The sequence below is a fragment of the Streptomyces sp. MNU89 genome (assembly GCF_020982505.1).
Classification (GTDB): domain Bacteria; phylum Actinomycetota; class Actinomycetes; order Streptomycetales; family Streptomycetaceae; genus Streptomyces; species Streptomyces xinghaiensis.
On the sequence record NZ_JAJKLL010000001.1, the window covers coordinates 5,672,965 to 5,698,299 of the forward strand.

At 75.5% G+C, this 25,335-nt stretch carries 20 protein-coding genes; 8 read left to right on the plus strand and 12 right to left on the minus strand.

Going from position 1 to position 25,335, the window contains the following annotated elements; translation table 11 throughout:
- Window positions 1-140: 140 nt before the first annotated feature.
- On the minus strand, window positions 141-1,550 hold the full coding sequence (locus E4N63_RS24215) for an NAD(P)/FAD-dependent oxidoreductase (protein WP_228429754.1): 1,410 nt from the start codon (window positions 1,548-1,550) through the stop codon (window positions 141-143).
- 328 nt (window positions 1,551-1,878) lie between these two features.
- On the minus strand, window positions 1,879-2,772 hold the full coding sequence (locus E4N63_RS24220) for a TIGR01777 family oxidoreductase (RefSeq protein ID WP_230241691.1): 894 nt from the start codon (window positions 2,770-2,772) through the stop codon (window positions 1,879-1,881).
- 66 nt (window positions 2,773-2,838) lie between these two features.
- Between E4N63_RS24220 and E4N63_RS24225 the strand changes: the two genes are divergently transcribed.
- Window positions 2,839-3,366: a GNAT family N-acetyltransferase gene (locus E4N63_RS24225; protein ID WP_125626359.1), complete on the plus strand. Its 528-nt coding sequence runs from the start codon at window positions 2,839-2,841 to the stop codon at window positions 3,364-3,366.
- A 48-nt stretch (window positions 3,367-3,414) separates the two neighbouring features.
- Here the strand turns inward: E4N63_RS24225 and E4N63_RS24230 are convergent, their stop codons facing one another.
- Window positions 3,415-3,939 carry a DUF4240 domain-containing protein gene (locus E4N63_RS24230; protein WP_230242621.1) on the minus strand — a complete coding sequence of 175 codons (525 nt, stop codon included), beginning with the start codon at window positions 3,937-3,939 and terminating at the stop codon, window positions 3,415-3,417.
- 262 nt (window positions 3,940-4,201) lie between these two features.
- Between E4N63_RS24230 and E4N63_RS24235 the strand changes: the two genes are divergently transcribed.
- Entirely contained in the window at window positions 4,202-5,119 is a 918-nt protein-coding gene (locus tag E4N63_RS24235; RefSeq protein ID WP_228429753.1) for an SDR family oxidoreductase, read from the plus strand.
- A 54-nt stretch (window positions 5,120-5,173) separates the two neighbouring features.
- On the opposite strand, the gene E4N63_RS24240 is transcribed toward E4N63_RS24235, so the two are convergent.
- The 7 genes from E4N63_RS24240 to E4N63_RS24270 form a co-directional block, all read right to left on the minus strand.
- Window positions 5,174-6,370, minus strand: coding sequence for a YafY family protein (locus E4N63_RS24240; RefSeq protein ID WP_230241692.1), 1,197 nt, complete (start codon window positions 6,368-6,370; stop codon window positions 5,174-5,176).
- Between the two features lie 136 nt (window positions 6,371-6,506).
- Window positions 6,507-8,285: a 2-oxoglutarate dehydrogenase, E2 component, dihydrolipoamide succinyltransferase gene (gene sucB / locus E4N63_RS24245; protein WP_230241693.1), complete on the minus strand. Its 1,779-nt coding sequence runs from the start codon at window positions 8,283-8,285 to the stop codon at window positions 6,507-6,509.
- 47 nt (window positions 8,286-8,332) lie between these two features.
- Entirely contained in the window at window positions 8,333-9,721 is a 1,389-nt protein-coding gene (lpdA, locus tag E4N63_RS24250) for a dihydrolipoyl dehydrogenase (protein ID WP_125626800.1), read from the minus strand.
- A gap of 574 nt (window positions 9,722-10,295) precedes the next feature.
- Window positions 10,296-11,825 (minus strand): leucyl aminopeptidase, encoded by a 1,530-nt coding sequence (locus E4N63_RS24255; protein ID WP_230241694.1) that lies wholly within the window; start codon window positions 11,823-11,825, stop codon window positions 10,296-10,298.
- A 462-nt stretch (window positions 11,826-12,287) separates the two neighbouring features.
- Complete coding sequence (locus E4N63_RS24260; RefSeq protein ID WP_308189761.1) at window positions 12,288-13,007, minus strand: adenosylcobinamide-GDP ribazoletransferase; 720 nt, start codon at window positions 13,005-13,007, stop codon at window positions 12,288-12,290.
- 350 nt (window positions 13,008-13,357) lie between these two features.
- Window positions 13,358-14,533 carry a nicotinate-nucleotide--dimethylbenzimidazole phosphoribosyltransferase gene (cobT, locus tag E4N63_RS24265; protein WP_230241695.1) on the minus strand — a complete coding sequence of 392 codons (1,176 nt, stop codon included), beginning with the start codon at window positions 14,531-14,533 and terminating at the stop codon, window positions 13,358-13,360.
- Between the two features lie 204 nt (window positions 14,534-14,737).
- The gene (locus E4N63_RS24270; protein ID WP_125623081.1) at window positions 14,738-15,940 is read right to left on the minus strand and encodes a bifunctional adenosylcobinamide kinase/adenosylcobinamide-phosphate guanylyltransferase; all 1,203 of its coding nucleotides are present in this window, start codon (window positions 15,938-15,940) and stop codon (window positions 14,738-14,740) included.
- A gap of 194 nt (window positions 15,941-16,134) precedes the next feature.
- On the opposite strand from E4N63_RS24270, the gene E4N63_RS24275 reads away from it, so the two are divergent.
- Entirely contained in the window at window positions 16,135-16,344 is a 210-nt protein-coding gene (locus E4N63_RS24275) for a hypothetical protein (RefSeq protein ID WP_019709399.1), read from the plus strand.
- Between the two features lie 179 nt (window positions 16,345-16,523).
- Here the strand turns inward: E4N63_RS24275 and E4N63_RS24280 are convergent, their stop codons facing one another.
- Complete coding sequence (locus E4N63_RS24280; RefSeq protein ID WP_125623113.1) at window positions 16,524-17,285, minus strand: bifunctional 2-polyprenyl-6-hydroxyphenol methylase/3-demethylubiquinol 3-O-methyltransferase UbiG; 762 nt, start codon at window positions 17,283-17,285, stop codon at window positions 16,524-16,526.
- 92 nt (window positions 17,286-17,377) lie between these two features.
- On the minus strand, window positions 17,378-17,971 hold the full coding sequence (locus E4N63_RS24285; RefSeq protein WP_050364597.1) for a DUF3043 domain-containing protein: 594 nt from the start codon (window positions 17,969-17,971) through the stop codon (window positions 17,378-17,380).
- A 337-nt stretch (window positions 17,972-18,308) separates the two neighbouring features.
- Between E4N63_RS24285 and E4N63_RS24290 the strand changes: the two genes are divergently transcribed.
- From E4N63_RS24290 to E4N63_RS24310, 5 genes are all read left to right on the plus strand, one after another.
- The gene (locus E4N63_RS24290) at window positions 18,309-19,142 is read left to right on the plus strand and encodes a PspA/IM30 family protein (RefSeq protein WP_125623082.1); all 834 of its coding nucleotides are present in this window, start codon (window positions 18,309-18,311) and stop codon (window positions 19,140-19,142) included.
- A gap of 167 nt (window positions 19,143-19,309) precedes the next feature.
- Window positions 19,310-19,588, plus strand: coding sequence for a hypothetical protein (locus E4N63_RS24295; protein ID WP_019709403.1), 279 nt, complete (start codon window positions 19,310-19,312; stop codon window positions 19,586-19,588).
- A gap of 99 nt (window positions 19,589-19,687) precedes the next feature.
- A complete protein-coding gene (locus E4N63_RS24300) occupies window positions 19,688-21,151 on the plus strand; it encodes a sensor histidine kinase (RefSeq protein ID WP_374112828.1) in 1,464 nt (487 codons plus the stop codon).
- Complete coding sequence (locus E4N63_RS24305; RefSeq protein WP_125623083.1) at window positions 21,148-21,855, plus strand: response regulator transcription factor; 708 nt, start codon at window positions 21,148-21,150, stop codon at window positions 21,853-21,855. The genes E4N63_RS24300 and E4N63_RS24305 overlap by 4 nt, the downstream gene beginning before the upstream one ends.
- Before the next feature lie 219 nt (window positions 21,856-22,074).
- Complete coding sequence (locus tag E4N63_RS24310) at window positions 22,075-25,296, plus strand: efflux RND transporter permease subunit (protein ID WP_230241696.1); 3,222 nt, start codon at window positions 22,075-22,077, stop codon at window positions 25,294-25,296.
- Window positions 25,297-25,335: the final 39 nt, after the last annotated feature.

Here is a 25,335-nt window from a genome sequence, read left to right on the forward strand (position 1 = left end):
CCGGCCCCGGGCGGCGGGGATTGCGCGGCTCCCGTGCGGGCCGTGCGCCCGCACGGGGCCTCCATACGGGAGGCGCCCGCACGGAAGGCGTCCGCGCGGGCGCTGTCCGCGCCTTCCGTCCGGGCAGGCCGCCGGCGGTGCTAGGCCGCGGAGGCCACCGGCTCGGCGGCGGAGCCCGGGCGGAGGCCGAAGTCGCGCAGCACCGCCGCGGCGGCCCGGCACCCCGAGCCGTACGCGCCCTGGGCGGTGCTCGTGTCGCGGTGGTCACCGCACACGTACAGCCCGTGCAGCAGCCGCACCGGCCGCTGGTGGTCGTGCGGCGCGGGCATCGCGGGCACGGCTTCCGGGTCGTGCCGGACGGCGACCAGCTCCCAGTCCTCCGCCGGGGTGCCGTAGAGCTCCCCGAGCTGGGCGCGGGCGCTCTTGTCGAGAAGCGCGGGCGGCTCCCCGGCGGCCGGGCCGAGGACCGTGGACGTGATGAGCGCGCGGCCGCACGGGCTGCGCCGGGGGTCCGCCGCGCTGACCACGAGGGTGTGCGCCACGGGCCCGGTCCGGTCGGCGTCGAGGAGGGGCACCGGCTCCTGCGACGGCGGTTCGGGCGCGGCGTGGTGCAGCACGGTCACCGGGTGGAATCCGGGCAGCCGCAGACCGGGCAGCAGCCCGGCGGCGGCGCGGGCGCCGGTGGCCACGACGACGGCGCGGCAGCCGATCTCGCCCTGCGTGTCGGTGATGACGGAGCTGGTGGCGGCGGACACGGCCCGGACCCCGGTCCGTACGGTGCCCGGCGGGAGGGTGGCGGCGAGGAGGCCGGTCAGCGCGGCCGTACCGCCCTCGATGAGGCTGAGCCGGCCCCGGGCGTAGCCGCGCAGCGCGAGATCGGCGCAGCGGCCGGAGGTGGTCAGCTCCGGGTCGTTGAGGAGTGCGGTGAGCAGGGGCCGCAGATAGCCGTCGATGGTGCGCGGCGGCAGGCCCCGGCTGCCGGGGAACGCGGCGGCGGGCAGCTCCGGCCGGGCCAGCAGCCGCTCGGCCGGGGTTCCGGCCAGCCGGCTGAGATAACCGGCGAGCCGGGCCTGGTCAAGGGCGTTCGCGCGGGCGGCCCGTGGCGCGCGGGGCGCACGGAGGGTGCGCGGGGCGCGTGCGGCACCGGCCAGGGCGCGGGCCGCGGCCCGGGTGCCCCGCGCGCTCCGGGGTTCGGCGTACCGGTGGACGCGGCCCCCGCTGTGCACCAGCAGGCCGGGGGAGAGGGGGCGCAGGACGAGGTCCGCCAGCTCGGGGGCGGACGCCAGCGCAGGCAGCGACGGGTCGAGGAGCCGCCCCGGGCGGTCGAGCCGGAAGCCGTCGGCCTCCTCGGTGGCCATCCGGCCGCCGATCCGGGGTGCCGCCTCCAGGACCGTCACCTCCAGGCCCGCGCGGCTGAGCCGGGCCGCCGCCGTGAGTCCCGCCAGCCCGGCGCCGACCACGACGACGTCCGTGCGGTCCGCGGAGCCCCGTCCGCTGCCGTTCCGTGTGCTGCTCTGCTGTGCGGTGCTCTCCTGTGCGGTGCTGAGCACGTGCCCTCCCCGAGGTCGGCTGTGTCCCCTCACCGGGTCGTCTGCGGTCGCTGGAGACCTCATGCCCTCAACCGGCGACGGCAATACCCGGCATCCCCTTCCCCCCGAGCCTAGGAACGATTACCGGCCCGCACAGTCGCGCACCAACCGGGCACGGGCGCACGGGCGTTGAGGGGAGAGCGCCGGTGGGCGGACGGGCCCGCGCACAGCCGCGTCCCGGCCTTTCCGGTTGCGCTCCCACCGGTACCGGTGCCGGTGCCGGTGTGGGCGGGGGCGGGGGCCTGTACGCCGCCGCACGGACCGTACGGGCGTGCGGGCCCGCCCGGGGTCAGCGCAGCGCGGCCCGGATCGCGCTCTCGACGGTCGGGTGGGCGAAGGTGAAGCCGGAGTCGAGCAGTCGGCGCGGCACCACCCGCTGGCTGCTCAGCACGTCCTCGGCGAACCCCCCGAGCGCCAGCCGCAGCGCGGGCGCGGGCGCGGTGGCGAGGGTCGGCCGCCGCAGCACCCGGCCCATCGCGGCCGTCACCTCCCGGTTGGTGACCGGCACGGGCGCGGTGAGGTTGACCGGGCCGGAGAGCGACGCGGTGGCGATGAGGTGCCGCAGGGCGGAGATGTGGTCGTCCAGGGCGATGAAGCTCCAGTACTGCCGGCCGTTGCCGAGCCGCCCGCCGAGCCCGGCTTTGAAGAGCGGGAACAGCCGCCCCCAGGCGCCGCCCTCGCGCGCCACCACCAGCCCGGTCCGGGCGAAGACCGTCCGGACGCCGGCCTCCTCGGCGGGCGCCGCCGCGGCCTCCCACTCCTGGCAGACCCCGGCCAGGAAGCCGTCGCCGGGCGGCGCGCTCTCGTCGGTCTCGCGGTCGCCCGTGTCGCCGTAGTAGCCGATGGCGGTGCCGCAGACGAGGACGGGCGGCGGGGTGTCCAGCGAGGCCAGGGCCCGGGCGATCGTGGTGGTGCCGAGCACCCGGCTGTCCCGGATCGTCCTCTTGTAGCTCTCCGTCCACCGGTGGTCGGCGACTCCCGCACCCGCGAGGTGCACGACGGCGTCGCAGCCGCGGAGCGCGCCGGCGTCCGCGGAGCCGCCCTCCGGGTCCCACTGTGCCTCGTCCGGCGCCCGGGGCGGCCGGCGTACCAGCCGTACGGTCTCGTGCCCTCCCTCGGTGCGCAGGGAGCGGAGCAGTGCCGAACCGATGAGACCGGACGAGCCGGTGATCGCGATACGCATGGGGCCATCCTGCCCCCGGCGTACGGGAGGTGACGCGTATTGGGGGGCGGTGGCACAGTGGCGTCCATGCCCGAACCGCTCATACGTCCGGTTCAGCCGGTGACCGTCCGCCCCGCCGTGCCCGTCGACGGGGCAGCGCTCGGCGACCTCGACCGCCGCGTCTGGTCGCGGCTGCACTCCGTGCAGCCGGAACCTCCCGCTCCGGGTGCCCCCTTCTTCGACGCGGCCCATCCGCCGGAGGACCTGCTCGTCGCCGAGATCCAGGCGCGGATCGCCGGCTACATCCGGCTGGTGCCGCCGACCCGGCTGCCGTCCAACAACCACGTCCGGCAGATCCAGGGCCTCGCGGTCGACACCTGGGCCCGCGGCCGGGGCGTCGCCCGCGCGCTCCTCGACGCCGCCTGCGACGAGGCGCGGCGGCAGGGCGCGGTCCGGATCACCCTGCGGGTGCTGGGCCACAACACACCGGCCCGGCGGCTGTACGAGTCGGCGGGCTTCGCCGTGGAGGGCCTCCTGCCGGGCGAGTTCCTGCTGGACGGGATGTTCGCCGACGACGTCCTGATGGGACGCTCCCTGGGGCCGGAGAACGGCTGAGGGACCGGCGGCGCCTCCGCCCGGCGGGCCCGGGGCCGCGCCCGCGCCTCACCGCGGGGGCGGGAACCGCTCGGTGAGGGCGGGGAAGCGCTCCGCCAGCGCCGCGCGGTCGCCGAAGTCGAGGGGCGTGCCCTCGGGTTCGGCCGGCGGTTCGGGCAGCCCGAGGTCCGGCAGTTCGACAGCGGTGAGCTGCTCGTACGCCTCGTAGGCCGCGTAGCCGAGGTCCTCCGCCTCACCGTCCAGTTCCTCGTCGAAGTCCTCCAGCAGCTCCGCCAGATCGTCCGGCTCGTGCAGCGCGCCCTCGAACACCTGCCGCCCCTGGCCGATCAGCCAGCAGCGGAAACCGTCGAACGCGTCCTCGCCGGCCTCGCCCGTCAGCAGCCAGGCGGCGGCCCACAGATCCCAGCGGTGGGCCCGGGCCAGCCGGGACTCGAAGTGCCGGGCGAAATCCACCACCGATTCGGGGTCCAGCAGCACCAGCCGTTCCACGAGTGCGTCCGCCTGCTCCACCGGATCCCCGCCGGCGGCCTCGCGGGAGCTGTCGACGATCGCCCAGAACTCCGTCTCGTCCATCACGGGACCAGCATCGGCCCTGCCCACCCGCCGCGCACGCGCAGCATGCCGGATGCGGCCGTGTCGTTACCGGCCGGGGTGATGACCCGCAAATCGGGGGATGCCGTCCCGCGCCGGAGCGCCCGGACCGTCCGGAGCGGAACACGCCGGAGGCGCGCGGGAAAAGACGACAGAAGATGTCCGCATTGCCTGCCAGGGTCGTTCCGTCCGCACGGAGGAGAAACCGTGCGGGCGGTACGGACAGAGAGAGGAATCCGGACACGTGAACGGACAGGGCAGGCTGGCGGGCCGGGTGGCGCTCGTCGCGGGAGCCACCCGCGGCGCGGGACGCGCCATCGCCGTACAACTGGGGACCGAGGGCGCGACCGTCTATGTGACCGGCCGCACCACACGGGCGCGGCGCAGCGAGGTGGACCGCCCGGAGACCATCGAGGAGACCGCCGAACTCGTGACCGCCGCGGGCGGCACGGGCATCGCGGTGCCCACCGACCATCTGGAACGGGAACAGGTCCGTGCGCTGACCGAGCGCGTCGACCGGGAGCAGGGGCGGCTGGACGTCCTCGTCAACGACCTCTGGGGCGGGGAGCACCTCATCGACTTCGGGAAGAAGATGTGGGAGATCGGCCTGGAGCGCGGCCTGCGCATGCTGCGGCTGGGCGTCGAGAGCCACATCGTCACCAGCCACTACGCGCTGCCGCTGCTGATCCGCCGGCCCGGCGGGCTGCTGGTGGAGATCACCGACGGCACCACCGAGACGAACAAGGACTACCGCGAGAGCCTCTACTACGACCTCGCCAAGTACGCGCCCCTGCGGATGGCCCTCGGCCTCGGCACGGAGCTGGAGGAGTACGGCTGCGCGGCGGTCTCCGTCACGCCCGGCTTCCTCCGCTCCGAGCAGATGCTCGACCACTTCGGGGTGACGGAGGAGAACTGGCGGGAGGGGGTGGCGAAGGAGCCCAGTTTCGCGATCTCGGAGTCCCCGGTCTTCGTCGGCCGGGCCGTCGCCGCACTGGCCGCCGACCCGGAGGTGGCGCGCTGGAACGGGCAGTCGCTCGCCAGCGGGCAGCTCTCCCGGGTCTACGGCTTCACGGACACCGACGGCACCCGGCCGGACGCCTGGCGGTACATCAAGGAGGTGACGGCCGGCGGCCGGGAGGCGGACGACGCGGAGTACCGCTGAGCGGGGTGCGGCCCTCCCGGCCGTCCCCCGCGGCGGGGCGGCCGTGATGCCGGGCTACCGCCCGTCCTGCCGGTCCCGGCCGTACAGCGCGGCCGCGCGGGCCGCCGCCTCCGCGAAGCGGGCGCGCAGCTCCGGCGGCTCCAGCAGTTCGGCCTCCGGGCCCAGGGCGAGGACCTGCTCGTGGGCGACGTCGAGCGACTCCACGGGCAGGGTGACGGTGACCCACCCCTCCCCGTCGGCCTCGCCGGCCGCGGCGAGGGCCTCCCGCGCCGCCATTCGGTCGGTGACCCGGGGCAGCTTCCGGGCCCCGGCCGCGGAGAGCCGTACGACGACCGTGTCGCGCAGGATCGAACGGGCGAACTCAGCGGCCCGCTCCCGCCAGAAGCCCGGCAGATCGAACCCCTCGTCCCGGGCGAACCGCTGCTCCGAGACGGTGACGGAGCCGAAGCGCTCCACGCGGTAGACCCGGTACAGCCGGTCAGCGGGCCGGTCACCGGGTCCGCCACCGGGCTCCGGACCCGGCTCCGTACCGGGCCGCCCGCCGGGTGTCCGGCCGGACCCGCCGGGGCCACCGGCGGGGCTCGCACGGATCCCCGTGCCGGGCACCGCGTCGCCCGGTTCCCCGGGGCCTCCGTGCGCCGGGACCGCCGCCCGCGGCGGGGAGAGCCTCTCCTCGGCCGGCCGGGCCACCAGGTACCAGACGCCTGCCTTGAGGACGAGCCCGTAGGGCTCCAGGGTGCGCCGCACCTCCGTGCCGCCCGTCTCCGCCCGCCGCCGGTAGCGGGCCGTCAGCAGCCGGTCGCCCCACACCGCCTCCGCGATCAGCGGCAGCGGTTCCGGGGTCACCGGCTCCTGCCACCAGCCCGGCGCGTCCAGATGGAAGCGCTGTGCCGCGCTCGCGGGGGTGTCGCTCAGTTCGGGCAGCAGCGCGGCGGCCACCTTCAGCCGGGCCGCGGAGGCGGTGTCCGCCAAACCCATGTCGCGGAGCGCCGAGGGCACTCCGGAGAGGAACAGCGTCTCCGCCTCGCCGCGGGCGAGGCCGGTCAGGCGGGTGCGGTAGCCGCCAATGAGCCGGTAGCCGCCCGTCCGGCCGCGCGCCGCGTAGACGGGCACCCCCGCCTCCGAGAGCGCGAGGACGTCACGGGCGACGGTCCGTTCGGACACCTCCAGCTCCCGCGCCAGTTCGGCCCCTGTCATCGAGGGCCGGGACTGGAGGAGCAGCACCATGCGGATCAGCCGGGCGGCACGCATGGGCGCCATCATGCCGGGGCGGCCCGCGGCCGGTCACGGGGGCCGTGCCGGAACGACGGGAGCCGTGCTCCGGGAACGACGGCGCCCCCGCCCGGACGGACCGGGACGGGGGCGCCGTCGTGGAATCCCCGAGCCCTTACAGGCCGAGGTCGCTCTCGAACGCGCCTTCTTCCAGGCGGGCCTTGAGGGTCCCCAGGAAGCGGGCCGCGTCGGCGCCGTCCACCAGGCGGTGGTCGTACGTCAGCGCGAGGTAGACCATGTCGCGGATGGCGATGGACTCGCCCTCCGGGGTGTCCACCACGACCGGACGCCGGACGGTGGCCCCGATGGCCAGCATCGCGACCTGCGGCTGGTTGAGGATCGGGGTGTCGAACAGCGCGCCGCGCGAACCGGTGTTCGTCACCGTGAAGGTGCCGCCCGACAGCTCGTCCGGCTTGAGGCCGCCGTTGCGGGTGCGGTTGGCCAGGTCGGCGGTCTTCTTGGCGATGCCGGCCAGGTTCAGGTCGCCCGCGTTGTCGATGACCGGGACGAAGAGGCCCTTCTCCGTGTCCACCGCGATGCCGATGTTCTCGGTGTCGTGGTAGGTGATGGTCTCGTCGTCGTTGATCTTGGCGTTGACGGCCGGGTGGACCTTCAGCGCCTCGGTGACGGCCTTCACGAAGAACGGCATCGGGGAGAGCTTGACGCCCTCGCGCGCCAGGAACTGCTCCTTGGCCCGCGCCCGGAGCCGCATGACGCGGGTGACGTCCGCCTCGATCACGGTGGTCAGCTGCGCCGAGACCTTGAGGGACTCGGTCATGTGCTTGGCCGTGGCCTTGCGGATCCGGCTCATCTTCACCGTCTGGCCGCGCAGCGGCGACGGCTGCACCGGGGCGGCGGCCTTCGGGGCCGGCGCGGCGGCGGCCGGAGCCGCGGCCTTGGCGGCCTCGGCGGCGGCGATGACGTCCTGCTTGCGGATGCGGCCGCCGACACCGGTGCCCTTGACCGAGGACAGGTCCACGCCGTGCTCGGCGGCGAGCTTGCGCACCAGCGGGGTGACGTACGCGCCCTCACCGCCGGGCTCGGCGGCGGCCCGCGGAGCCGGCGCGGGGCCGGGCGGGCACGGGGCGGCCGGCTGCGGTTCCGGTGCCGGGGCCTCGGCGCGCTGCGGTGCCGGGGCCTGCGGGCCTGCGGGGCCGGAGCCGGGGCGGGCTCGGGAGCCGGAGCGGGGCGGGCGCCTCCTGCTTCGGGGCCTCCTGCTTCGGGGCCTCCTGCGCCGGCGCGGGGGCCGGGCGGGAGCGGCGGCCGGGGCCTGTCCGGCCGCGCCGATGACGGCCAGCTTGGCGCCGACCTCCGCGGTCTCGTCCTCGCCGACCAGGATCTCCAGCAGGGTGCCGGCGGCGGGCGACGGGATCTCGGTGTCGACCTTGTCCGTGGAGACCTCCAGCAGCGGCTCGTCGGTCTCGACCGACTCGCCGACCTCCTTCAGCCACCGGGTGACGGTGCCCTCGGTCACGGACTCGCCCAGCGCGGGCAGCGTGACCGGGGTGCCCTCGGCGCCCCCGCCGGACGGCGCCGGAGCGGCCTCCTGCCGCGGGGCCTCGGCCTGCGGGGCCGGGGCGGGCTCGGGCTCGGGCTGCGCCTCGGCCGCCGGGGCGGCCTCGGCGGCCGGAGCCGCGGTCTCGGCCGGGGCGCCGGAACCGTCGTCGATGACGGCCAGTTCGGCGCCGACCTCGACGGTCTCGTCCTCGGCCACCTTGATGGAGGAGAGAACACCGGCCGCCGGGGCCGGGATCTCGGTGTCGACCTTGTCGGTCGAGACCTCGAGCAGCGGCTCGTCGGCCTCAACGCGTTCACCCTCGGCCTTCAGCCATCGGGTGACGGTGCCCTCGGTCACGCTCTCGCCGAGCGCCGGGAGGGTTACGGAAACCGCCATGGTTTCGGTTGCTCCTATCGAATGGTGCGGATGTGGGCGCGCCCGGATCAGTCGTGGGAGTGCAGCGGCTTGCCGGCCAGCGCCAGGTGGGCCTCGCCGAGCGCCTCGTTCTGCGTGGGGTGGGCGTGGACCAGCTGTGCGACCTCGGCCGGCAGCGCCTCCCAGTTGTAGATCAGCTGCGCTTCCCCGATCAGTTCGCCCATCCGGTCACCGACCATGTGGACGCCGACCACGGCGCCGTCACGCACCTGGACGAGCTTGATCTCGCCCGCGGTCTTCAGGATCTTGCTCTTGCCGTTGCCGCCGAGGTTGTACTTGAGGGCGACGACCTTGTCGGCACCGTACATCTCCTTGGCCTTCGCCTCGGTGACGCCGACGGAGGCGACCTCCGGGTGCGAGTAGGTGACGCGCGGCACGCCGTCGTAGTCGATCGGCACGGTCTTCAGCCCGGCCAGCCGCTCCGCGACGAGGATGCCCTCGGCGAAGCCGACGTGCGCCAGCTGAAGGGTCGGCACGAGGTCGCCGACGGCGGAGATCGTGGGGACGTTGGTCCGCATGTACTCGTCGACGAGGACGTAGCCGCGGTCCATGTTGACCCCGGCCTCCTCGTAGCCGAGGCCCTGCGAGACGGGGCCGCGGCCGACGGCGACGAGCAGCAGCTCGGCCTCGAACGTCTTGCCGTTCTCCAGGGAGACCTTCACGCCGTCGTTCGTGTACTCGACGCCCGAGAAGCGGGAGCCGAGCGAGAAGGTGATGCCGCGCTTGCGGAAGGAGCGCTCCAGCAGCTTGGAGCTGTTCTCGTCCTCGGCGGGGACGAGGTGGGGGAGCGCCTCGACGATGGTCACGTCCGTACCGAAGGACTTCCACGCGGAGGCGAACTCGCAGCCGATGACACCGCCGCCGAGGACGACCACCGACTTCGGCACCCGGTCCAGGCCCAGCGCGTGGTCCGAGGAGATCACGCGGTTGCCGTCGATCTCCAGGCCCGGCAGGGACTTCGGCACCGAGCCGGTCGCCAGCAGCACGTGCCGGCCCTCGTAGCGCTGCCCGTCCACGTCCACCGAGGTGGGCGACGACAGCCGGCCCTCGCCGGTGACATACGTCACCTTGCGGGAGGCGACCAGGCCCTGCAGGCCCTTGTACAGGCCGGAGACCACACCGTCCTTGTACTTGTTCACGCCTGCCATGTCGATGCCGTCGAACGAGGTCCGGACTCCGAACGAGGCGCCGTCGCGGGCCTGGTCGGCGATCTCACCGGCGTGCAGCAGAGCCTTCGTGGGGATGCAGCCGCGGTGCAGACAGGTGCCGCCGAGCTTGTCCTTCTCGATGAGTGCGACGTCCAGGCCCAGCTGCGCCCCGCGCAGGGCGGCGGCGTAGCCACCGCTGCCGCCGCCGAGGATCACTAGGTCGAAAACGGTGCTGGCGTCGTTCGCCACGTCACGTCCTCCATGCATGGGTGCGCCGGAGCCGGTCTTCCGAGACCGGGCGGCGGCTGTTGTTCGGCCGCTGAGTTCTTCAAGCCCGTCCGTGTGGCTCGCTCGGTACGTGAGCCGGGGCCCTGTCCTGCCGAGACAACATCTTCGCATTTGTTGACGGCCGACGGGACGCGGGGCCGGTCCTCGGGACGCCCGTCCGGCCGAGGCGGGGAGTTACTCGCGCGTAGGGCCGGTGGGGCGGGCCGCGGGGCCCGGTGGACACTGGTTGGTTGCCCGGGCGCCTGCCCCGGAGGGGCGGAGGGATGCCCGCGCGGATTTCGTTCAGGGCGAACGCACGGACGAACGCGGGGGCGGCCGGCGCGCTCCGGCCGGGGGCGCCGGTGCCGCGGGCGGACCCGGTGACGGGCCGGCGCGGAGGCACCCGGCGTCCCGGCCCCGAACCCGCCGCGGAACGGCGCCGGCCGCCGCCGGACCGGGAACACCGGTCCGGCGGCGGCCGGTGGTGGAGCGGCACACGGAGGGCGACGCGCGCCCGTCGCCGTCGTCCGGCGCCGCTCGGCGTCGCCCGGCGCGTTCAGCCCAGGTCGCCCGCCGCGGTGCGCTCGGCCAGCCGCACCAGCGTGCGGACCGCCGAGCCCGTGCCGCCCTTGGGGGTGTAGCCGTACGGGGCGCCCTCGTGGAAGGCGGGACCCGCGATGTCCAGGTGCGCCCAGGTGATGCCCTCGCCCAGGAACTCCTTGAGGAAGAGACCGGCGACGAGACCGCCGCCCATCCGCTCGCCCATGTTGGCGATGTCGGCCACCGGGGAGTCCATCCCCTTGCGGAGCTCCGCCGGCAGCGGCATCGGCCAGGACTGCTCGCCCGCCTCCTGGGAGATCTCGTGCAGCGAGGCGCGGAAGGCGTCGTCGTTCGACATGATCCCGAACGTGCGGTTGCCGAGCGCCAGCACCATCGCGCCGGTCAGCGTCGCCACGTCCACGATCGCGTCCGGCTTCTCCTCCGAGGCGCGGGCGAGCGCGTCCGCCAGCACCAGCCGGCCCTCGGCGTCGGTGTTCAGCACCTCGACGGTCTTGCCGCTGTACATCCGCAGCACGTCGCCGGGGCGGGTCGCGGAGCCGGACGGCATGTTCTCGGCCAGCGCCAGCCAGCCGGTGACGTTCACCGCGACGCCCAGCCGCGCCGCCGCGACGACGGCGGCGAACACGGCGGCCGCACCGCTCATGTCGCACTTCATCGTCTCGTTGTGACCGGCCGGCTTGAGGGAGATGCCGCCCGAGTCGTAGGTGATGCCCTTGCCCACCAGGGCGAGGGTCTTCTTGGCCTTGGCATGCGTGTACGAGACCCGGACCAGCCGCGGCGGGTTCTCCGAGCCCTTGCCGACGCCGAGGATGCCTCCGTAGCCGCCCTTGGCGAGCGCCTTCTCGTCCAGCACCTCGACCTTCAGGCCGTGCTCCTTGGCGGCCTCCTGCACGGACGCCGCGAAGGACTTCGGGTGCAGGTCGTTGGGCGGCATGTTGACCAGGTCGCGCGCCCGGTTGACCTCGGCGGCCAGCGCCGTCGCGCGCTCCGCCGCCGCCTTGAACGCCTTGTCGCGCGGCTTACCGCCCAGCAGGGTCACCTCGGCCAGCGGCGTGCTCTTGTCGTCCTTCTTCCGGCCGCCCGCCGGGGCGGAGCGGTAGGCGGTGAAGGTGTACGCGCCGAGCAGCGCGCCCTCCGCCACGGCCGCCGCGTCGTCCGCGTCCTCGACCGGCAGGGCGAACCCGCCCTTCTTGGCACCGGCCAGCGCACGGGCCGCCGTACCCGCGGCCCGGCGGAGCACCTCGCCGTCGAACCGGTCGCCCTCGGCCGGGGCGTCGCCGAGGCCGACCGCCAGCACGACCGGGGACTTGAAGCCGGACGGCGCGGGCAGCTTCGTCACCTCGCCCTCGCCGCCGGTGGCGCCGAGCGTCTCCAGGACGGCGGCCAGCTTGCCGTCGAAGGCCTTCGCCACGGCCTCCGCTCCGGCCGCGGCCACGGGTCCCTTGGCGCCCTTGGCCACGCCGACGACGATGGCGTCCGCGCGGAGCGCGGCCGGGGACGAAGTGCTGAGAGTCAGTGCAGTCACGGTGGTGGGGTCTCTCTCTTCCGTTGAGTTCCTCGGCCGATGGATGGGCCGGCCGCGCCCGGGGCATCGTATGCGCCGGGTGAATCCCGGCTCCCGATGGACGGGCGTGGGGGGTCCTTCTCCGGGAACCCTAGCCCTCACCGGCGGGCCCGTTCAGCGCCCGGCCGCGGCCGCCGGCGCCCCGCCGGCCCTCCCGGCGCCGGTCGCCGGGCGCGCGGGGCGGGGACGGAGCGGGGCGCGGTCGCCGTACGGCAGTTGACGCCCCGGTGGGACGTGGCGCGGCGGCTCGCGGTCCGGCCGTCCGGCGGTGCGGCGGCGGGGCGGGCGTCCGCCGAACGGTTTGCGGCCGGCGGCCCGTTGGCCGTGCGTCCCGGGCGGGCGGCCCGGCGGAGCCGCGGATGCCGCTTCCGGGGCGGGGACGGCTGTCCGGCCGGCCGCGGACGCCGCGTCCCGCACGGCCGCTCAGCCGAGGGCGAGCACGGTCAGGGCCGCCGTCGCGGCCGTCTCGGCGAGGGCGCCGAAGACGTCGCCCGTCACCCCGCCGAACCGCGACCGGCAGTGGCGGAGCAGGAGTTCGGCCGCGCCGAGAGCGGCCAGGACGGCGAGCGCGGCCTGCAGGGCCGCCCACGGGCCGAGGAGGGCCCCGGCCGCGGCGCACACCACCGCGGTGACCGCCACCACGGTGAGCGCCGTCCGTACGGGGACCACGCCCGCGACCGCCGCGCCCAGCCCCTCCGGACGGGCCGCGGGCACCCCGGCGCGGGAGGCCAGGGTGAGGGCGCAGCGCGCCGCCGCGGCGGCCACGACCAGGGCGACCGCGCCGGCCGCCCAGCCGTCCGCGTACAGCTCGGCCAGGGCCGCGGTCTGCGCGAACAGCACCAGGACGAGGGTGACGACCCCGAACGGGCCGATGTCCGGCTGCTTCATGATCCGCAGGGCTTCCCCGGCGGGCCTGCCGCTGCCGAGACCGTCGGCGGTGTCGGCGAGCCCGTCCAGATGCAGCCCGCGGGTGAGCGCCGCCGGTACGGCGACGCCGGCGACCGCGGCCGGCAGCGGGCCCGCGCCCAGCAGGAGCAGCACACCGCCGAGCGCCCCCGCGCAGAGACCCAGGACGGCGCCGGCGACCGGGGCGCACACCATGCCGCCCCGCGCGGCGGTCCGGTCCCAGCGGGTGACGCGCACCGGCAGCGCGGTGAGGGTGCCGAACGCGAACCGCAGGGCGTCGTCCGGGTGGCCCGCCCCTCGGCGGGGAGTCCGGCTTCCCTGACGGGGGCGGAGGGGTGCCGGGCGGGGCGGAGGGGTGCCGGGCGGGCGGGTACCGCCGTCCGGCGAGGCGGAGCCGCCGCCCGGGGCACCGGGCCGTCGTCCGGAGGCGTGGCAGGGCGCGGGTCGTCGGCAGTCGGCTCGGTCACGGGGCGCAGGCTATCCGTCGCCCCGTGCCTCGCCAACGGCCGGTGCCGCACGGTTCCCGGCCGGCCCCCGCAACGGCGCGGCGGGCGCGAGGGCCGTACGGCCGCCCGCACGTCCTGGCGTCAGGCCGTTCCGTCGCCGGACGGTTCCCGGGCGGCCGGTGCCGCGGTCGGCTCCGGCTCCGAGTCCGGTCCCGAGTCCGGTCCCGAGCCGGTGCCGGGCTCCGGTGCCTGTGCCGGGTCCGGCCGCTCCTCGCGCCGTTCCGGGAGTTCGGCCAGCAGGGCGGCCGCCGCCTGCACCATCGGCAGGGCGAGCAGGGCGCCGGTGCCCTCGCCCGCCGTCACCCCGTGGTCCAGCAGGGGGTCCATGGCCATCCGGTCCAGCGCCTTCTCCTGCGCGGGCTCGCCGCTCGCCTGGCCCGCCAGCCACCAGTCGGGGGCGCGGAAGGCCACCCGCTGCCCGACCAGCGCGCAGGCGGCCGAGACCACCCCGTCCAGGATCACCGGCGTGCGGCGTACGGCGCACTGGAGCAGAAAGCCGGTCATGGCGGTGAGGTCCGCGCCGCCGGTGGCCGCGAGCAGTTCGAGCTGGTCGCCGAGGACCGGCCGGGCGCGGCGCAGCGCGTCGCGGATCGCCGCGCACTTGCGCATCCACGCCAGGTCGTCGATGCCCGCGCCGCCGCGGCCGGTCACCACGGAGGCGTCGGTGCCGCAGAGGGCGGCGACGAGGGTGCTCGCCGCGGTGGTGCCGCCGACGCTGAGGTCGCCGAGGACCACGAGGTCGGTGCCGGAGTCGGCCTCCTCGTCGGCGACGGCCATTCCGGCGCGGAACGCCTGTTCGGCCTCCTCGGCGGTGAGCGCGTTCTCGACGTCGATCCGGCCCGAGCCGCGCCGCACCCGGTGGCGTACGACCTCCTCGGGGAAGTCGCCGGGGTCGCAGTCCAGGGACATGTCCACGACGCGTATCCCGGCTCCGAACCGCCGGGCCAGCACCGCCGCCGGGCTCTCCCCGTCGAGGACGGCGCGCACGAGCCGGTGCGCGCTCCCGGCGGGGCGGCCGGAGACGCCCAGCGCGGCCACCCCGTGGTCACCGGCGAAGAGCACGAGGCGGGGCCGTTCGACCGGCCTGACGGTGACGGAGTGCTGCGCGGCGGCGAGCCACTCGCCGAGATCGTCCAGCCGTCCGAGGGCACCGGGCCGTACGGCCAGCCGCTCCCTGCGCTCTTCGGCGTCACGCCGTACGCCGGAGTCGGGGCGCTCGATCAGATTGCCGAAGTCATCGAGATTCAGACCGCTCATCCGCCGCACCCTACCCTCGCCGGGCAGCCGCCCGGACGCCACGGGGCGGGCTCCCGCCACGGGCGTGGTACGGGACCGCGGGTGGCAGTGACCGCGGTCCCCGAGCGGCCGGTGCGAGCGGTGCCGCGAGCCGTGTCACCGGGCAGGGACAGCCGCCCGAGGGCAGCGGCTCCGGGCCACGGGACCCCGGCTCCTCCTCTCAGCTCAGCCGCGCAGCGCGAGGGCCTGGCCGGCGACCACCAGCAGGACGTGTTCGCACTCCGCCGCCACGGCCGCGTTCAGCCGGCCCAGTTCGTCCCGGAAGCGCCGTCCCGACGCGGTGGCGGGGACGACCCCCGAGCCCACCTCGTTCGAGACGGCCACGACGGTGCGGCGGGTGGAGCGGACGGCGGACACCAGCGCCTCCGTCCGTGCCCGCAGGGCGCGTTGGCCGCCCCCGGCCGCCCACACCTTGTCGTCCCAGGCGTCCACCGCGTCCATCGCGTGCGTCAGCCACAGCGCGAGGCAGTCGATCAGCAGCGGGGGGCCGTCCCCGGCCAGCAGCGGCACCAGGTCGCAGGTCTCCGTGGTCCGCCAGCCGCCCGGCCGGCGCTCGCGGTGCAGCGACACCCGCGCCGCCCACTCCCGGTCCCCCTCGCGGGTGCCGCCCGTCGCCACGTAGAGCACCTCCGGGAACGACTCCAGCCTCCGCTCCGCCTCCGCCGACTTGCCGGACCGGGCGCCGCCCAGGACGAGCGTGCGCCGCGGCGGGGCGGGGGGAACGGGACGCCCCCGGGCGCCGAGTGCCGTGCCGTCCGGTACGGTCCGGGCACCCGCCGCCGACAGCCGCCGGTGCAGCTCGGTGCCCGGCGGTGTCTCGTGGCCGAGGTGCACGCCGATCACATCGGTGGTGGCCGTGACCGCCCCGGCCGCCCGCAGCCGGGCCAGCGCCTCGGGCCGGCCCAGGACGTCGAGCAGCACCACGTCGTACGGGGCCGTGCGCGGCGGCATGCCCGCCGGTGCCGCGCCCGGCGGCAGGTACAGCAGGTCGTCGCCGTCCGGCCCGGTGACCGAATAGCCCGTGCCCGGGGCGTCCACCGCGACCGCCCGCACCCGGTGCCCGCTGATCAGCGCCAGCTCGCGGCCGTCCGGCACCCGTCCGGGAGCGGGCAGGCCGGCGGGCACGTCGACGGCCGGTCCGGTGTGCGGATGCGAGAGCAGCACCTGCCGTACGCCCCGCAGGGAGCGCCCCGCGCGGGCGGCGGCCTGCACGGCGTCCGGGGTCAGGTCGAGCAGGAGGGCGCCGTCGACGAAGACCGAGGTGGCGGTCCGGGCGTCCGCGCCCACGGCGGTCGCGCAAGAGGCGCAGGGGCAGCCCGGGAGCGGCAGCCCGCCCGGGGCCCCGGTGCCGAGGAGAGTGAGTTCCACGCCCTGATCGTCTCGCGTCCCGGGCCGGCGGCGCGCACGGCCTGCCGGGCGCGCCCCCGGGTGCGCCCCCGCCGTCCCGCGATGGGGTGAGGCGCCGGGCCGGCGGGCCCGGGGGCACGGCAGGGCGCCGGCCCGCCCGCCGCATAGGGTGGGCGCAGCACCTCATCACAGGAGCCGGCAGCCGGGAGGCGTACATGGCGTGGACGTGGCGGTTCGAGAAGTCCGACGGGACGGAGACGGCACCCGCGGTCGAGCCGGGCGAGTTCAGCACCCAGGGCGACGCGGAGTCCTGGATCGGCGAAGTGTGGAAGGAACTCCTGGAGGGCGGCACCGAGCAGGTCACCCTCTTCGAGGACGGCACGGAGATCTACGGCCCGATGAGCCTCAGCGCCGCCGAGGGCTGAACCGGCGCGGCGGAGCGGGCGGGCGGGGCGCCGACGTACCGGCCCGCCCGCTCCGTCATCCGGGAGCCCGCACCGGGCGAGGTTGTAACAAGCCGGGTCTCCGGGAACGGCTCCGCAGGAACAACGGCTCCGGAAGAACGAAGAACAGCCGCACCGGCGGCCCCGTCACCCCGCGCGGACTACGCGTCCGCCACCGCTTCCCCCGGCGCTCCCCGTACCCCGCACACGTGCAGCAGCGCCGCCACCGAGCGGTAGGGGTCGGTGCGCCCCGCCCGGTCCTCGGCGGCCAGCATCAGTTCCAGCTCACGCACGCTGCCCGGATGCGCGTTGTCGGCCACCTGGTCGGTGAGCACCCGCACCCCGTACCAGGCGTGCAGCGGGGCCCCGATCCCGGAGAGCGTGGCGGAGACCGCGTCGAGCCGGTCGGCGCGGGCGGTGCGGCCGGCCCGGGTGGCGTAGGTGGTGGAGTCGAAGGAGGAGAGCGCGGTCTCCCAGTCGCCCGCCAGCCCCGGGCGCATGGCCAGCGCGTCGGCGTTCCGTACGAGCAGCGACAGCAGGCCGCCGGGTGCCAGCACCCGGGCGAGGCCGGCGAGTAATGGATCGGGCTGCTCCGTGTACATCAGCACCCCGTGGCAGAGCACCACGTCGAAGCTGCCGGGCAGGAAGTGCACGCCCGTCTCGCGGCTGTCGCCCTCGATCAGCCTGAACCGCTCGCGTATGCCCTCGGGTTCGGCGGCCAGCGCGGTGCGCACGGCCTTGATCAGCGGCGCGTGGGACTCCAGACCGGTGATCCGGTGGCCCGCCCGGGCCAGCCGCAGCGCCTGCGTGCCGTGCCCGAGGCCCACGTCGAGCACCCTGAGCCGCTGCCCGACCGGGAAGCGCGCGGTGATCTGCTCCTCCAGCTGCCGGGCCACGAGCTCCCGGCGGACGGTGTTGCGGATCCCCTCCGGACCGCCGAGCCAGTTCGCCGCCCCCTCGGGCTGCCAATCGGTCTCGGCCGTCGCCCGGCCCGCCCCCGCGGCACTGTCCGTGCTCAGGGCCGCTCTCCGCGCTTGACCTGCGGCTTGGGCAGCCGGAGCCGCCGCATCTGCAGGGTGCGCATCAGGGCGTAGGCCACGGCTCCGCGGCGGGGCTCGTCCGGGAAGCGGGCGGCCAGCTGCTTCCGCAGCCGGACTCCGATGCCGATCGAGTCGATCACGATCATCACGATGACGCCCATCCACAGCAGCAGCGAGGCGTTCTTGACCTGCATCGACGGGAGCATGCTCAGAATGAGGATGATCACCGCCAGCGGCAGGAAGAACTCCGCGACGCAGAACCGGGAGTCGACGAAGTCGCGGGCGAAGCGCCGGACCGGGCCCTTGTCCCGGGCCGGCAGATAGCGCTCGTCACCGCTGGCGAGGGCTTCGCGCTGCCGGGCGAGGTCCGCGCGGCGGGCCTCGCGGGCGCGCTTGGAGGCCTCCTTGCGGTTGGCCGGCGTCGCGGCCACGGTGCGGCGCTGCGACTGGGCGACCGCGCGCTTGGGCGTGGGCCGGCCCTTGGGGGCCTGCGGGTCGCGGGGCTGCTTGGAGCTCGCGGCCACCCGGGGGGTGGCGGCCTGCTCATCCTTGGAACGGCTACGGAACACGAAACCCAAGGGTACGGGGTCTCACGGGCCGGGCCACAGCCCGTACCGGGCACGATCCCGCAACGGTCGGTCCCCGGCCGGTTCCGCGGGGTCGCCGGAGCCGGTTCCGGACCGCGGGAGAGCCGGGATGCCGGACCGGTCCCATGGGACGGGTCCGGACGGGGTACCAGACCCTTGGGGCCCCGGCCTACTCCCTGCGCCGGAGAAGGCCGTCGCGTGATCGTCCTGCAGGAGGAGCGCATCCGCGGCCGATCAGTGCGGTAATGGAAGCAGGGCCCTTACTGTGGGTCCGAGGACTGCCCGAGGACGAGCCCGGAGAAGGGGGCGCGCGAGACCCATGAGCGGTGTCATGAAGCGGATGGGGATGTTGTTCCGCGCGAAGGCCAACAAGGCCCTGGACCGGGCGGAGGACCCGCGCGAGACCCTCGACTACTCGTACCAGAAGCAGCTCGAGCTGCTGCAGAAGGTCCGCCGCGGCGTCGCGGACGTCGCCACCTCCCGCAAGCGGCTGGAGCTCCAGCTGGGCCAGTTGCAGAGCCAGTCGAGCAAGCTGGAGGACCAGGGCCGCAAGGCGCTCGCCCTCGGCCGGGAGGACCTCGCCCGCGAGGCGCTGTCCCGCCGGGCCGCGCTCCAGCAGCAGGTGACGGACCTGGAGACCCAGCACCAGACCCTGCAGAGCGAGGAGGAGAAGCTGACCCTCGCCGCCCAGCGGCTGCAGGCCAAGGTCGACGCCTTCCGTACGAAGAAGGAGACCATCAAGGCCACCTACACCGCCGCCCAGGCGCAGACCCGGATCGGGGAGGCGTTCTCCGGCATCTCCGAGGAGATGGGCGATGTCGGCCTGGCGATCCAGCGCGCCGAGGACAAGACCGCGCAGCTCCAGGCGCGGGCCGGCGCGATCGACGAGCTGATGGCCTCCGGGGCGCTCGACGACCCGACGGGCATGGCGAAGGACGACATCGCGGCCGAGCTGGACCGGCTCTCCGGCGGCACGGACGTCGAGCTGGAGCTCCAGCGGATGAAGGCGGAGCTGGCCGGCGGCAGCACCCAGCAGCAGGCCATCGAGGGCGGCAGCGCGCAGCAGCCGCAGGAACAGCCGCCCCAGCAGGCGCCGCAGGCCCAGCAGCCGCAGAATCAGCAGCAGACCCCGCCGGACTTCGGCAAGCACTGACAGCAGGGCGTCGGGGCGGCGGAACGGCGGGACGGCAGGGCGCCGGGCGGCTCGGCACCCGGCAGCAGCAGTGACCGCGGTACGGCAGCAGGCAGCACGGCACCGGGCATCCGGAGACCGGGACCGGCCCCGGCGGGCCGGCAGTGGCAGCGGCAGAGGAGGTCGTCGTGATCGTACGGATCATGGGGGAGGGGCAGGTGAGGCTGGCCGACAGCCACTTCGCCGAGCTCGACAAGCTGGACGACGAGCTGCTCGCGGAGATGGAGGGCGGCGACGAACCGGGCTTCCGCCGCACCCTCCACGCGCTGCTCGACGCCGTGCGGGAGTTCGGCGAACCCCTGCCGGACGACGCCCTGGAACCCTCCGAGCTGATCCTTCCGTCGCCCGACGCCACCCTGGACGAGGTCCGGGAGATGCTGGGCGACGAAGGGCTCATCCCGAGCTGAGGGCGGGTCCCCGGAGGCCGCCCGGGCCCGTCCGCCCCGGTACGGGTACCGGGGCCGGTCCGGTCACGGGCAGCCGCCGGACCCCGTACCGTTCCTGTCGTGACAACCCTCGCCGCCGGTCCGGGCATGGCCCGCTCGCAGCGCTGGCTGCGCTCGCACCCCCTCGCGGTCGACGCCGTGCTCGCCGGCGTCCTGCTCGTCCTGGTCCTCGTCAGCCTGGCGGTGGGCCACAAGCCGTACGGGCAGCCCCGGTTCTGGGAGCGCACCCCCGAGCCCTCCAGCGTCGTCATCGCGGTGCTCGCCTGCTCGGCGCTGATCCTGCGCCGCCGGATGCCGGCCCGGGTCCTCGTCTGCACCGGCGCGCTCACACTTCTCGAACTGGTCACCGGACCCGGCGAGGAGGGCACACCGGTCGCGCTGGCCGCGGCCGTCGCCCTCTACACCGTCGGCTCCCGCACCGACCGTTCGACGACCTGGCGGGCCGGGGCCGTGGCCGTCGTCGCGCTCACCACGGCGGCCGCGCTGTTCGGCCCGCGCCCCTGGTACGGGCAGCAGAATCTGGCCCTCTCCGCCTGGATGGGCATGGCCGCGGCCGCCGGTGACGCCGTTCGCAGCCGCCGCGCGTTCGTCGACGCCATCCGGGAGCGCGCCGAACGGGCGGAGCGGACCCGCGAGGAGGAGGCCCGCCGCCGGGTGGCCGAGGAGCGCATGCGGATCGCCCGTGAGCTGCACGACGTGGTCGCCCACCACATCGCCCTGGTCAATGTGCAGGCGGGGGTCGCCGCGCACGTCATGGACAGCCGCCCCGACCAGGCCAAGGAGGCGCTGGCCCATGTGCGGGAGGCGAGCCGCTCGGCGCTGAACGAGCTGCGCACCACCGTCGGCCTGCTCCGGCAGTACGGCGACCCGGAGGCCCCGACCGAGCCCGCCCCCGGCCTGGGCGTGCTGGACCAGCTCGTCGGCGGCTTCGCCCGGACGGGGCTGCCGGTGGAGGTGGAGGTGTCCTCCACCGAGCCGCGCGGCCCCTGGTTCAGCCGCCGCGCGGAGCAGGCCGCGGCCGTGACCGGGGAGCTGCCCGCGACGGTGGACCTCACGGCGTACCGGGTGGTGCAGGAGGCGCTGACCAATACGCACAAGCACGCGGGCGAGGGCGCCGCCGCCCTGGTCCGGATAGCACGGGGCGCGGGGGTCCTGGAGGTCAGCGTCCTCGACGACGGGGCGGGCGCCGCCGCTGCCGCGGCCCCCGGCGGGGAGGATCCGGGCGGCCGGCCGGGCCCGCAGCGCGGACCGGACCGCGGGGCGCCGCACGGGCGCTCGCCGGACCCGGGCGGCGGTGAGTCCGCCGCCTCCGGTCCCCCCGGCGGTCACGGCCTGCTCGGGATGCGGGAGCGGGTGGCGGCGCTCGGCGGGGTGTGCGAGACGGGCCCGCGCCGCGGGGGCGGCTTCCGGGTCCACGTACGCCTGCCGCTCACCGCCGACGGGATAGCCGCCGCGGACGCCGCGGCGAAGGCGTCCGCCGATGCCGCCTGCCGGGTCGCGCGGCGGAGAGAGGGAGCGTTGTGACCATCCGTGTGCTGCTCGCCGACGACCAGGCCCTGCTGCGCAGCGCCTTCCGGATCCTCGTCGACTCCGAGCCCGGCATGGAGGTCGTGGGCGAGGCGTCCGACGGCGCGGAGGCCGTCCGGCTGGCCGGGGAGCGCCGGGCCGACATCGTGCTCATGGACATCCGGATGCCCGGCACCGACGGACTCGCCGCCACCCGCCTGATCAGCGCCGATCCGGAGCTGTCCGGGGTGCGGGTGGTGATGCTGACGACGTTCGAGGTGGACGAGTACGTGGTGGAGTCGCTCCGGGCGGGCGCCTCCGGGTTCCTCGGCAAGGGCGCGGAACCGGGGGAGCTGCTGGCCGCGATCCGTACCGTCGCGGCGGGGGAGTCGCTGCTGTCGCCGGCGGCGACCACCGCGCTCATCGCCTCCTTCCTCTCCCAGGGCGCGCCCCCCGGCGAACCGTCCGCCGGCGGCGGTGACGGCGGCGACGAGCGGGGCGACGGCGCCGGCCGGCTGGACGTCCTCACCGGCCGGGAGCGGGAGGTGCTGGGCCTGGTCGCGGCGGGGCTCTCGAACGGCGAGATCGCCGAGCGCCTCACCGTCTCCCCGCTGACCGTGAAGACCCATGTCAACCGGGCGATGGCCAAGCTCGGCGCCCGCGACCGGGCCCAACTGGTCGTGATCGCCTACGAGTCGGGCCTGGTACGGCCGAGGGTGTAGCCGGGGGTGCGCGGCGCGTACTGCGTCCGTGGTACGCGCCGCCCGCGGAACCGCCCGGGGGGCTGAGGAAGCCGCCGCCGGCGTGGGGGATCGTAGGGGCGGGCCCCAGGCCCCTTCCGCCGGCCGGCCGTGCCCGTCCGGCGCCGTCCGGCGTGCCCTCCCGGGACGTGCCCCCGGGGGCCGGATCCGACGAACCTCCGGAAAGCGAGACCCGCACCCATGTCCTGGCTGTCCCGTATCAGCCTCGTCCAACGGGGCCTGGTCGCCCTCATGGCGATCGTCGCGGTGGTCTTCGGGGCCATCGCGATACCCCAGCTCAAGCAGCAGCTGCTGCCCTCGATCGAACTGCCGATGGTGTCGGTGATCGCCCCGTATCCGGGTGCGGCCCCCGATGTGGTGGAGAAGCAGGTCGTCGTCCCGCTGGAGGACGGCGTCCAGGCGGTCGACGGGATCACCGGCGTCACCTCCACGGCGGGCGAGGGCTCCGCGGTGATCATGGCGCAGTTCGACTACGGGGACGGCACGGACCGGATCGTCGCCGACGTCCAGCAGGCCGTGAACCGGGCCCGCTCACAGCTGCCGGACGGCGTCGACCCGCAGGTCGTCGCGGGCTCCACGGACGACATCCCGGCCGTCGTGCTCGCCGCCACCTCCGGCGAGGAGGACCAGCAGGCGCTGGCCGGCCGCCTGGAGCGCTCGGTGCTGCCCGTGCTGTCGGACATCGAGGGCGTCGGCCAGGTCACCCTGGAGGGCGTGCGCGACCGGATCGTCGCCGTCACCCCGGACGAGAGGAAACTCGCCCGGGCCGGGCTGAGCACCGCGGCGCTGACCCAGGCGCTGCAGGCGAACGGCGCCACGATGCCCGCCGGGTCCTTCGACGAGGACGGCCGGAACCGCACGGTGCGCGTCGGCGGCGGCTATACGAGCCCGAAGGAGATCGAGGACCTGCGCCTCACCCCGGCGGCGGGCGAGCCGAGCGGCCCGGCCGCGGCGGGGGCCGCGGGCGCCGCCGGAGCGGAACGGGCCGCGAAGCCCGTCCGTCTCGGTGACGTCGCGGAGGTCGAGGAGCGGCCGGACGAAGCCACCTCGCTCACCCGCACCAACGGCGAGCCCAGTCTCGGCGTCGTCCTCACCATGGGCCAGGACGGCAGCGCCGTCGCCATCTCCGAGGCCGTCGCCGAGAAGCTGCCCGAGCTGGAGCGGAGCCTCGGTTCCGGGGCCGGGCTGACCGTCGTCAGCGACCAGGGGCCCGCGGTCTCCAAGTCGATCGAGAGCCTGACCACCGAGGGGCTCCTCGGCCTCGTCATGGCCGTGATCGTCATCCTCGTCTTCCTGGTGTCGCTGCGCTCGACGCTGGTGACGGCGGTGTCCATCCCGCTCTCCGTGGTGGTCACCCTGGTGGTGCTCTGGTCCGGCGACCTGTCGCTCAACATGCTCACGCTGGGCGCGCTGACCATCGCCGTCGGCCGGGTCGTCGACGACTCGATCGTCGTCCTGGAGAACATCAAGCGGCACCTGGGCTACGGCGAGGAACGGCAGCGGGCCATCCTCGGCGCCGTCCGCGAGGTGTCGGGGGCCATCACCTCCTCGACCCTCACCACCGTGGCGGTCTTCCTCCCGGTCGGGCTGGTCGGCGGCATGGTCGGCGCGCTGTTCGGCGAGTTCTCGCTGACCGTGACGGTCGCCCTGCTCGCCTCGCTGCTCGTCTCGCTGACGATCGTGCCGGTGCTCTCGTACTGGTTCCTCCGCGCCCCCGGGGCCGCGGACGGCGATACGACCGACCCGGAGAAGCTGCGCCGCGAGGCCGAGGAGAAGGAGGCGGGCAGCCCGCTGCAGCGCGCCTATGTGCCGGTGCTGCGCTTCGCCACCCGCCGCCGGGTCACCAGCCTGCTCATCGCCGCGGCGGTGCTCGCCGGCACCTTCGGCATCACGCCGCTGCTCAAGACCAACTTCTTCGACCCCGGGGCCACCGACACCGTCTCCATCAAGCAGGAACTGCCGCCCGGCACCGGCCTCTCCGCCTCGGACGAGGCCGCCGCGAAGATCGAGCGGATGCTCGACGGCATCGAGGGGGTCGCCGACCACCAGGTCACCGTCGGCTCCTCCGGCATCATGGCGGCCTTCGGCGGCGGCCGGGACGCCAACCAGGCGACGTACCAGATCCGGCTGAAGGACTCGGACGGTTCCGCCGCCGTCGTGGACAGGATCCGGGACGGCCTGGCCGGCCTCGGCGAGGACATCGGGGAGACCACCGTCTCCGCCGGAGACGGCTTCGGCAACCAGAACCTGAGCGTCGTCGTCAAGGCGGCCGACGCCGAGGTGCTGCGTGAGGCGGCCGACCGGGTGCGCGACGCGGTGGCGGAGCTCGACGGCGTCACGGACGTCCAGAGCGACCTGTCGCGGTCGGTGCCCCGGATCTCCGTCTCGGCCAAGCCGGAGGCCGCCCGGTACGGCTTCACGGAGAGCGCCCTCGGCCAGGCCGTGACCCAGGCCGTCCGCGGCACCACCGCGGGCACGGCGGTGCTGGGCAACGCCGAGCGCGAGGTCGTGGTGAAGTCCGCGCGGCCCGTCACCACCGAGGCCGGGCTGCGCGAGCTGCGACTGCCCACCCCGGCGGGCCCCGTGCGGCTCGCGGAGGTCGCGGAGATCGAGTCGGTGCCCGGACCCGTGAGCACCACCCGGATCGACGGCGCCCGCGCCGCGACCGTCACCGCCAAGCCGGCCGGGGACAACACCGGGGCGGTGAGCGCCGAACTCCGGACGACGATCGACGCCCTGGACCTGCCCGAGGGCGCCGAGGCCGAGATCGGCGGCGTCTCGCAGGACCAGGACGAGGCGTTCTCCGCGCTGGGGCTGGCCATGCTGGCGGCCATCGCCATCGTCTTCATGCTGCTGGTGGCGACCTTCAAGTCGCTGGTCCAGCCGCTGATCCTGCTGGTGTCCGTCCCGTTCGCGGCCACCGGCGCGCTGGGCCTGCTGGTGCTGACCGGCACCCCGATGGGCGTCCCGGCGCTGATCGGCATGCTGATGCTGATCGGCATCGTGGTCACCAACGCCATCGTGCTGATCGACCTCGTCAACCAGTACCGGGCCCAGGGGTACGGGATCGTCGAGGCGGTGATCGAGGGCGGCCGGCACCGGCTGCGGCCCATCCTGATGACGGCCCTCGCCACGATCTTCGCCCTGCTGCCGATGGCGCTCGCCGTCACCGGCGACGGCGGGTTCATCTCGCAGCCGCTGGCCGTGGTGGTGATCGGCGGCCTGGTCACCTCGACGCTGCTCACGCTGCTGCTGGTGCCGACGCTCTACGCGATGGTCGAGCTCCGCAAGGAGCGCCGCGCGGCGAAGCGGGCCGCCAAGCGGGAGCGGTCCGGTGAGGGCCCGGCGGGGGAGTCCGGCTCGCCGGACGGTGCCCGGGAGGCCGAGCCGGCCGGCGTCTGACGCGCACGGCGGGAGCCCGCACGGCGAGAGGCCCGCCCC

Excerpts from the sequence above, each read along its gene's own strand:
- E4N63_RS24220 (WP_230241691.1), bottom strand. The coding sequence starts at position 2,772 with ATGCGTATCGCGATCACCGGCTCGTCCGGTCTCATCGGTTCGGCACTG.
- E4N63_RS24225 (WP_125626359.1), top strand. The coding sequence starts at position 2,839 with ATGCCCGAACCGCTCATACGTCCGGTTCAGCCGGTGACCGTCCGCCCC.
- E4N63_RS24230 (WP_230242621.1), bottom strand. The coding sequence starts at position 3,939 with ATGGACGAGACGGAGTTCTGGGCGATCGTCGACAGCTCCCGCGAGGCC.
- E4N63_RS24240 (WP_230241692.1), bottom strand. The coding sequence starts at position 6,370 with ATGCGTGCCGCCCGGCTGATCCGCATGGTGCTGCTCCTCCAGTCCCGG.
- sucB (WP_230241693.1), bottom strand. The coding sequence starts at position 8,285 with ATGGCGGTTTCCGTAACCCTCCCGGCGCTCGGCGAGAGCGTGACCGAG.
- cobT (WP_230241695.1), bottom strand. The coding sequence starts at position 14,533 with ATGAGCGGTCTGAATCTCGATGACTTCGGCAATCTGATCGAGCGCCCC.
- E4N63_RS24275 (WP_019709399.1), top strand. The coding sequence starts at position 16,135 with ATGGCGTGGACGTGGCGGTTCGAGAAGTCCGACGGGACGGAGACGGCA.
- E4N63_RS24290 (WP_125623082.1), top strand. The coding sequence starts at position 18,309 with ATGAGCGGTGTCATGAAGCGGATGGGGATGTTGTTCCGCGCGAAGGCC.
- E4N63_RS24310 (WP_230241696.1), top strand. The coding sequence starts at position 22,075 with ATGTCCTGGCTGTCCCGTATCAGCCTCGTCCAACGGGGCCTGGTCGCC.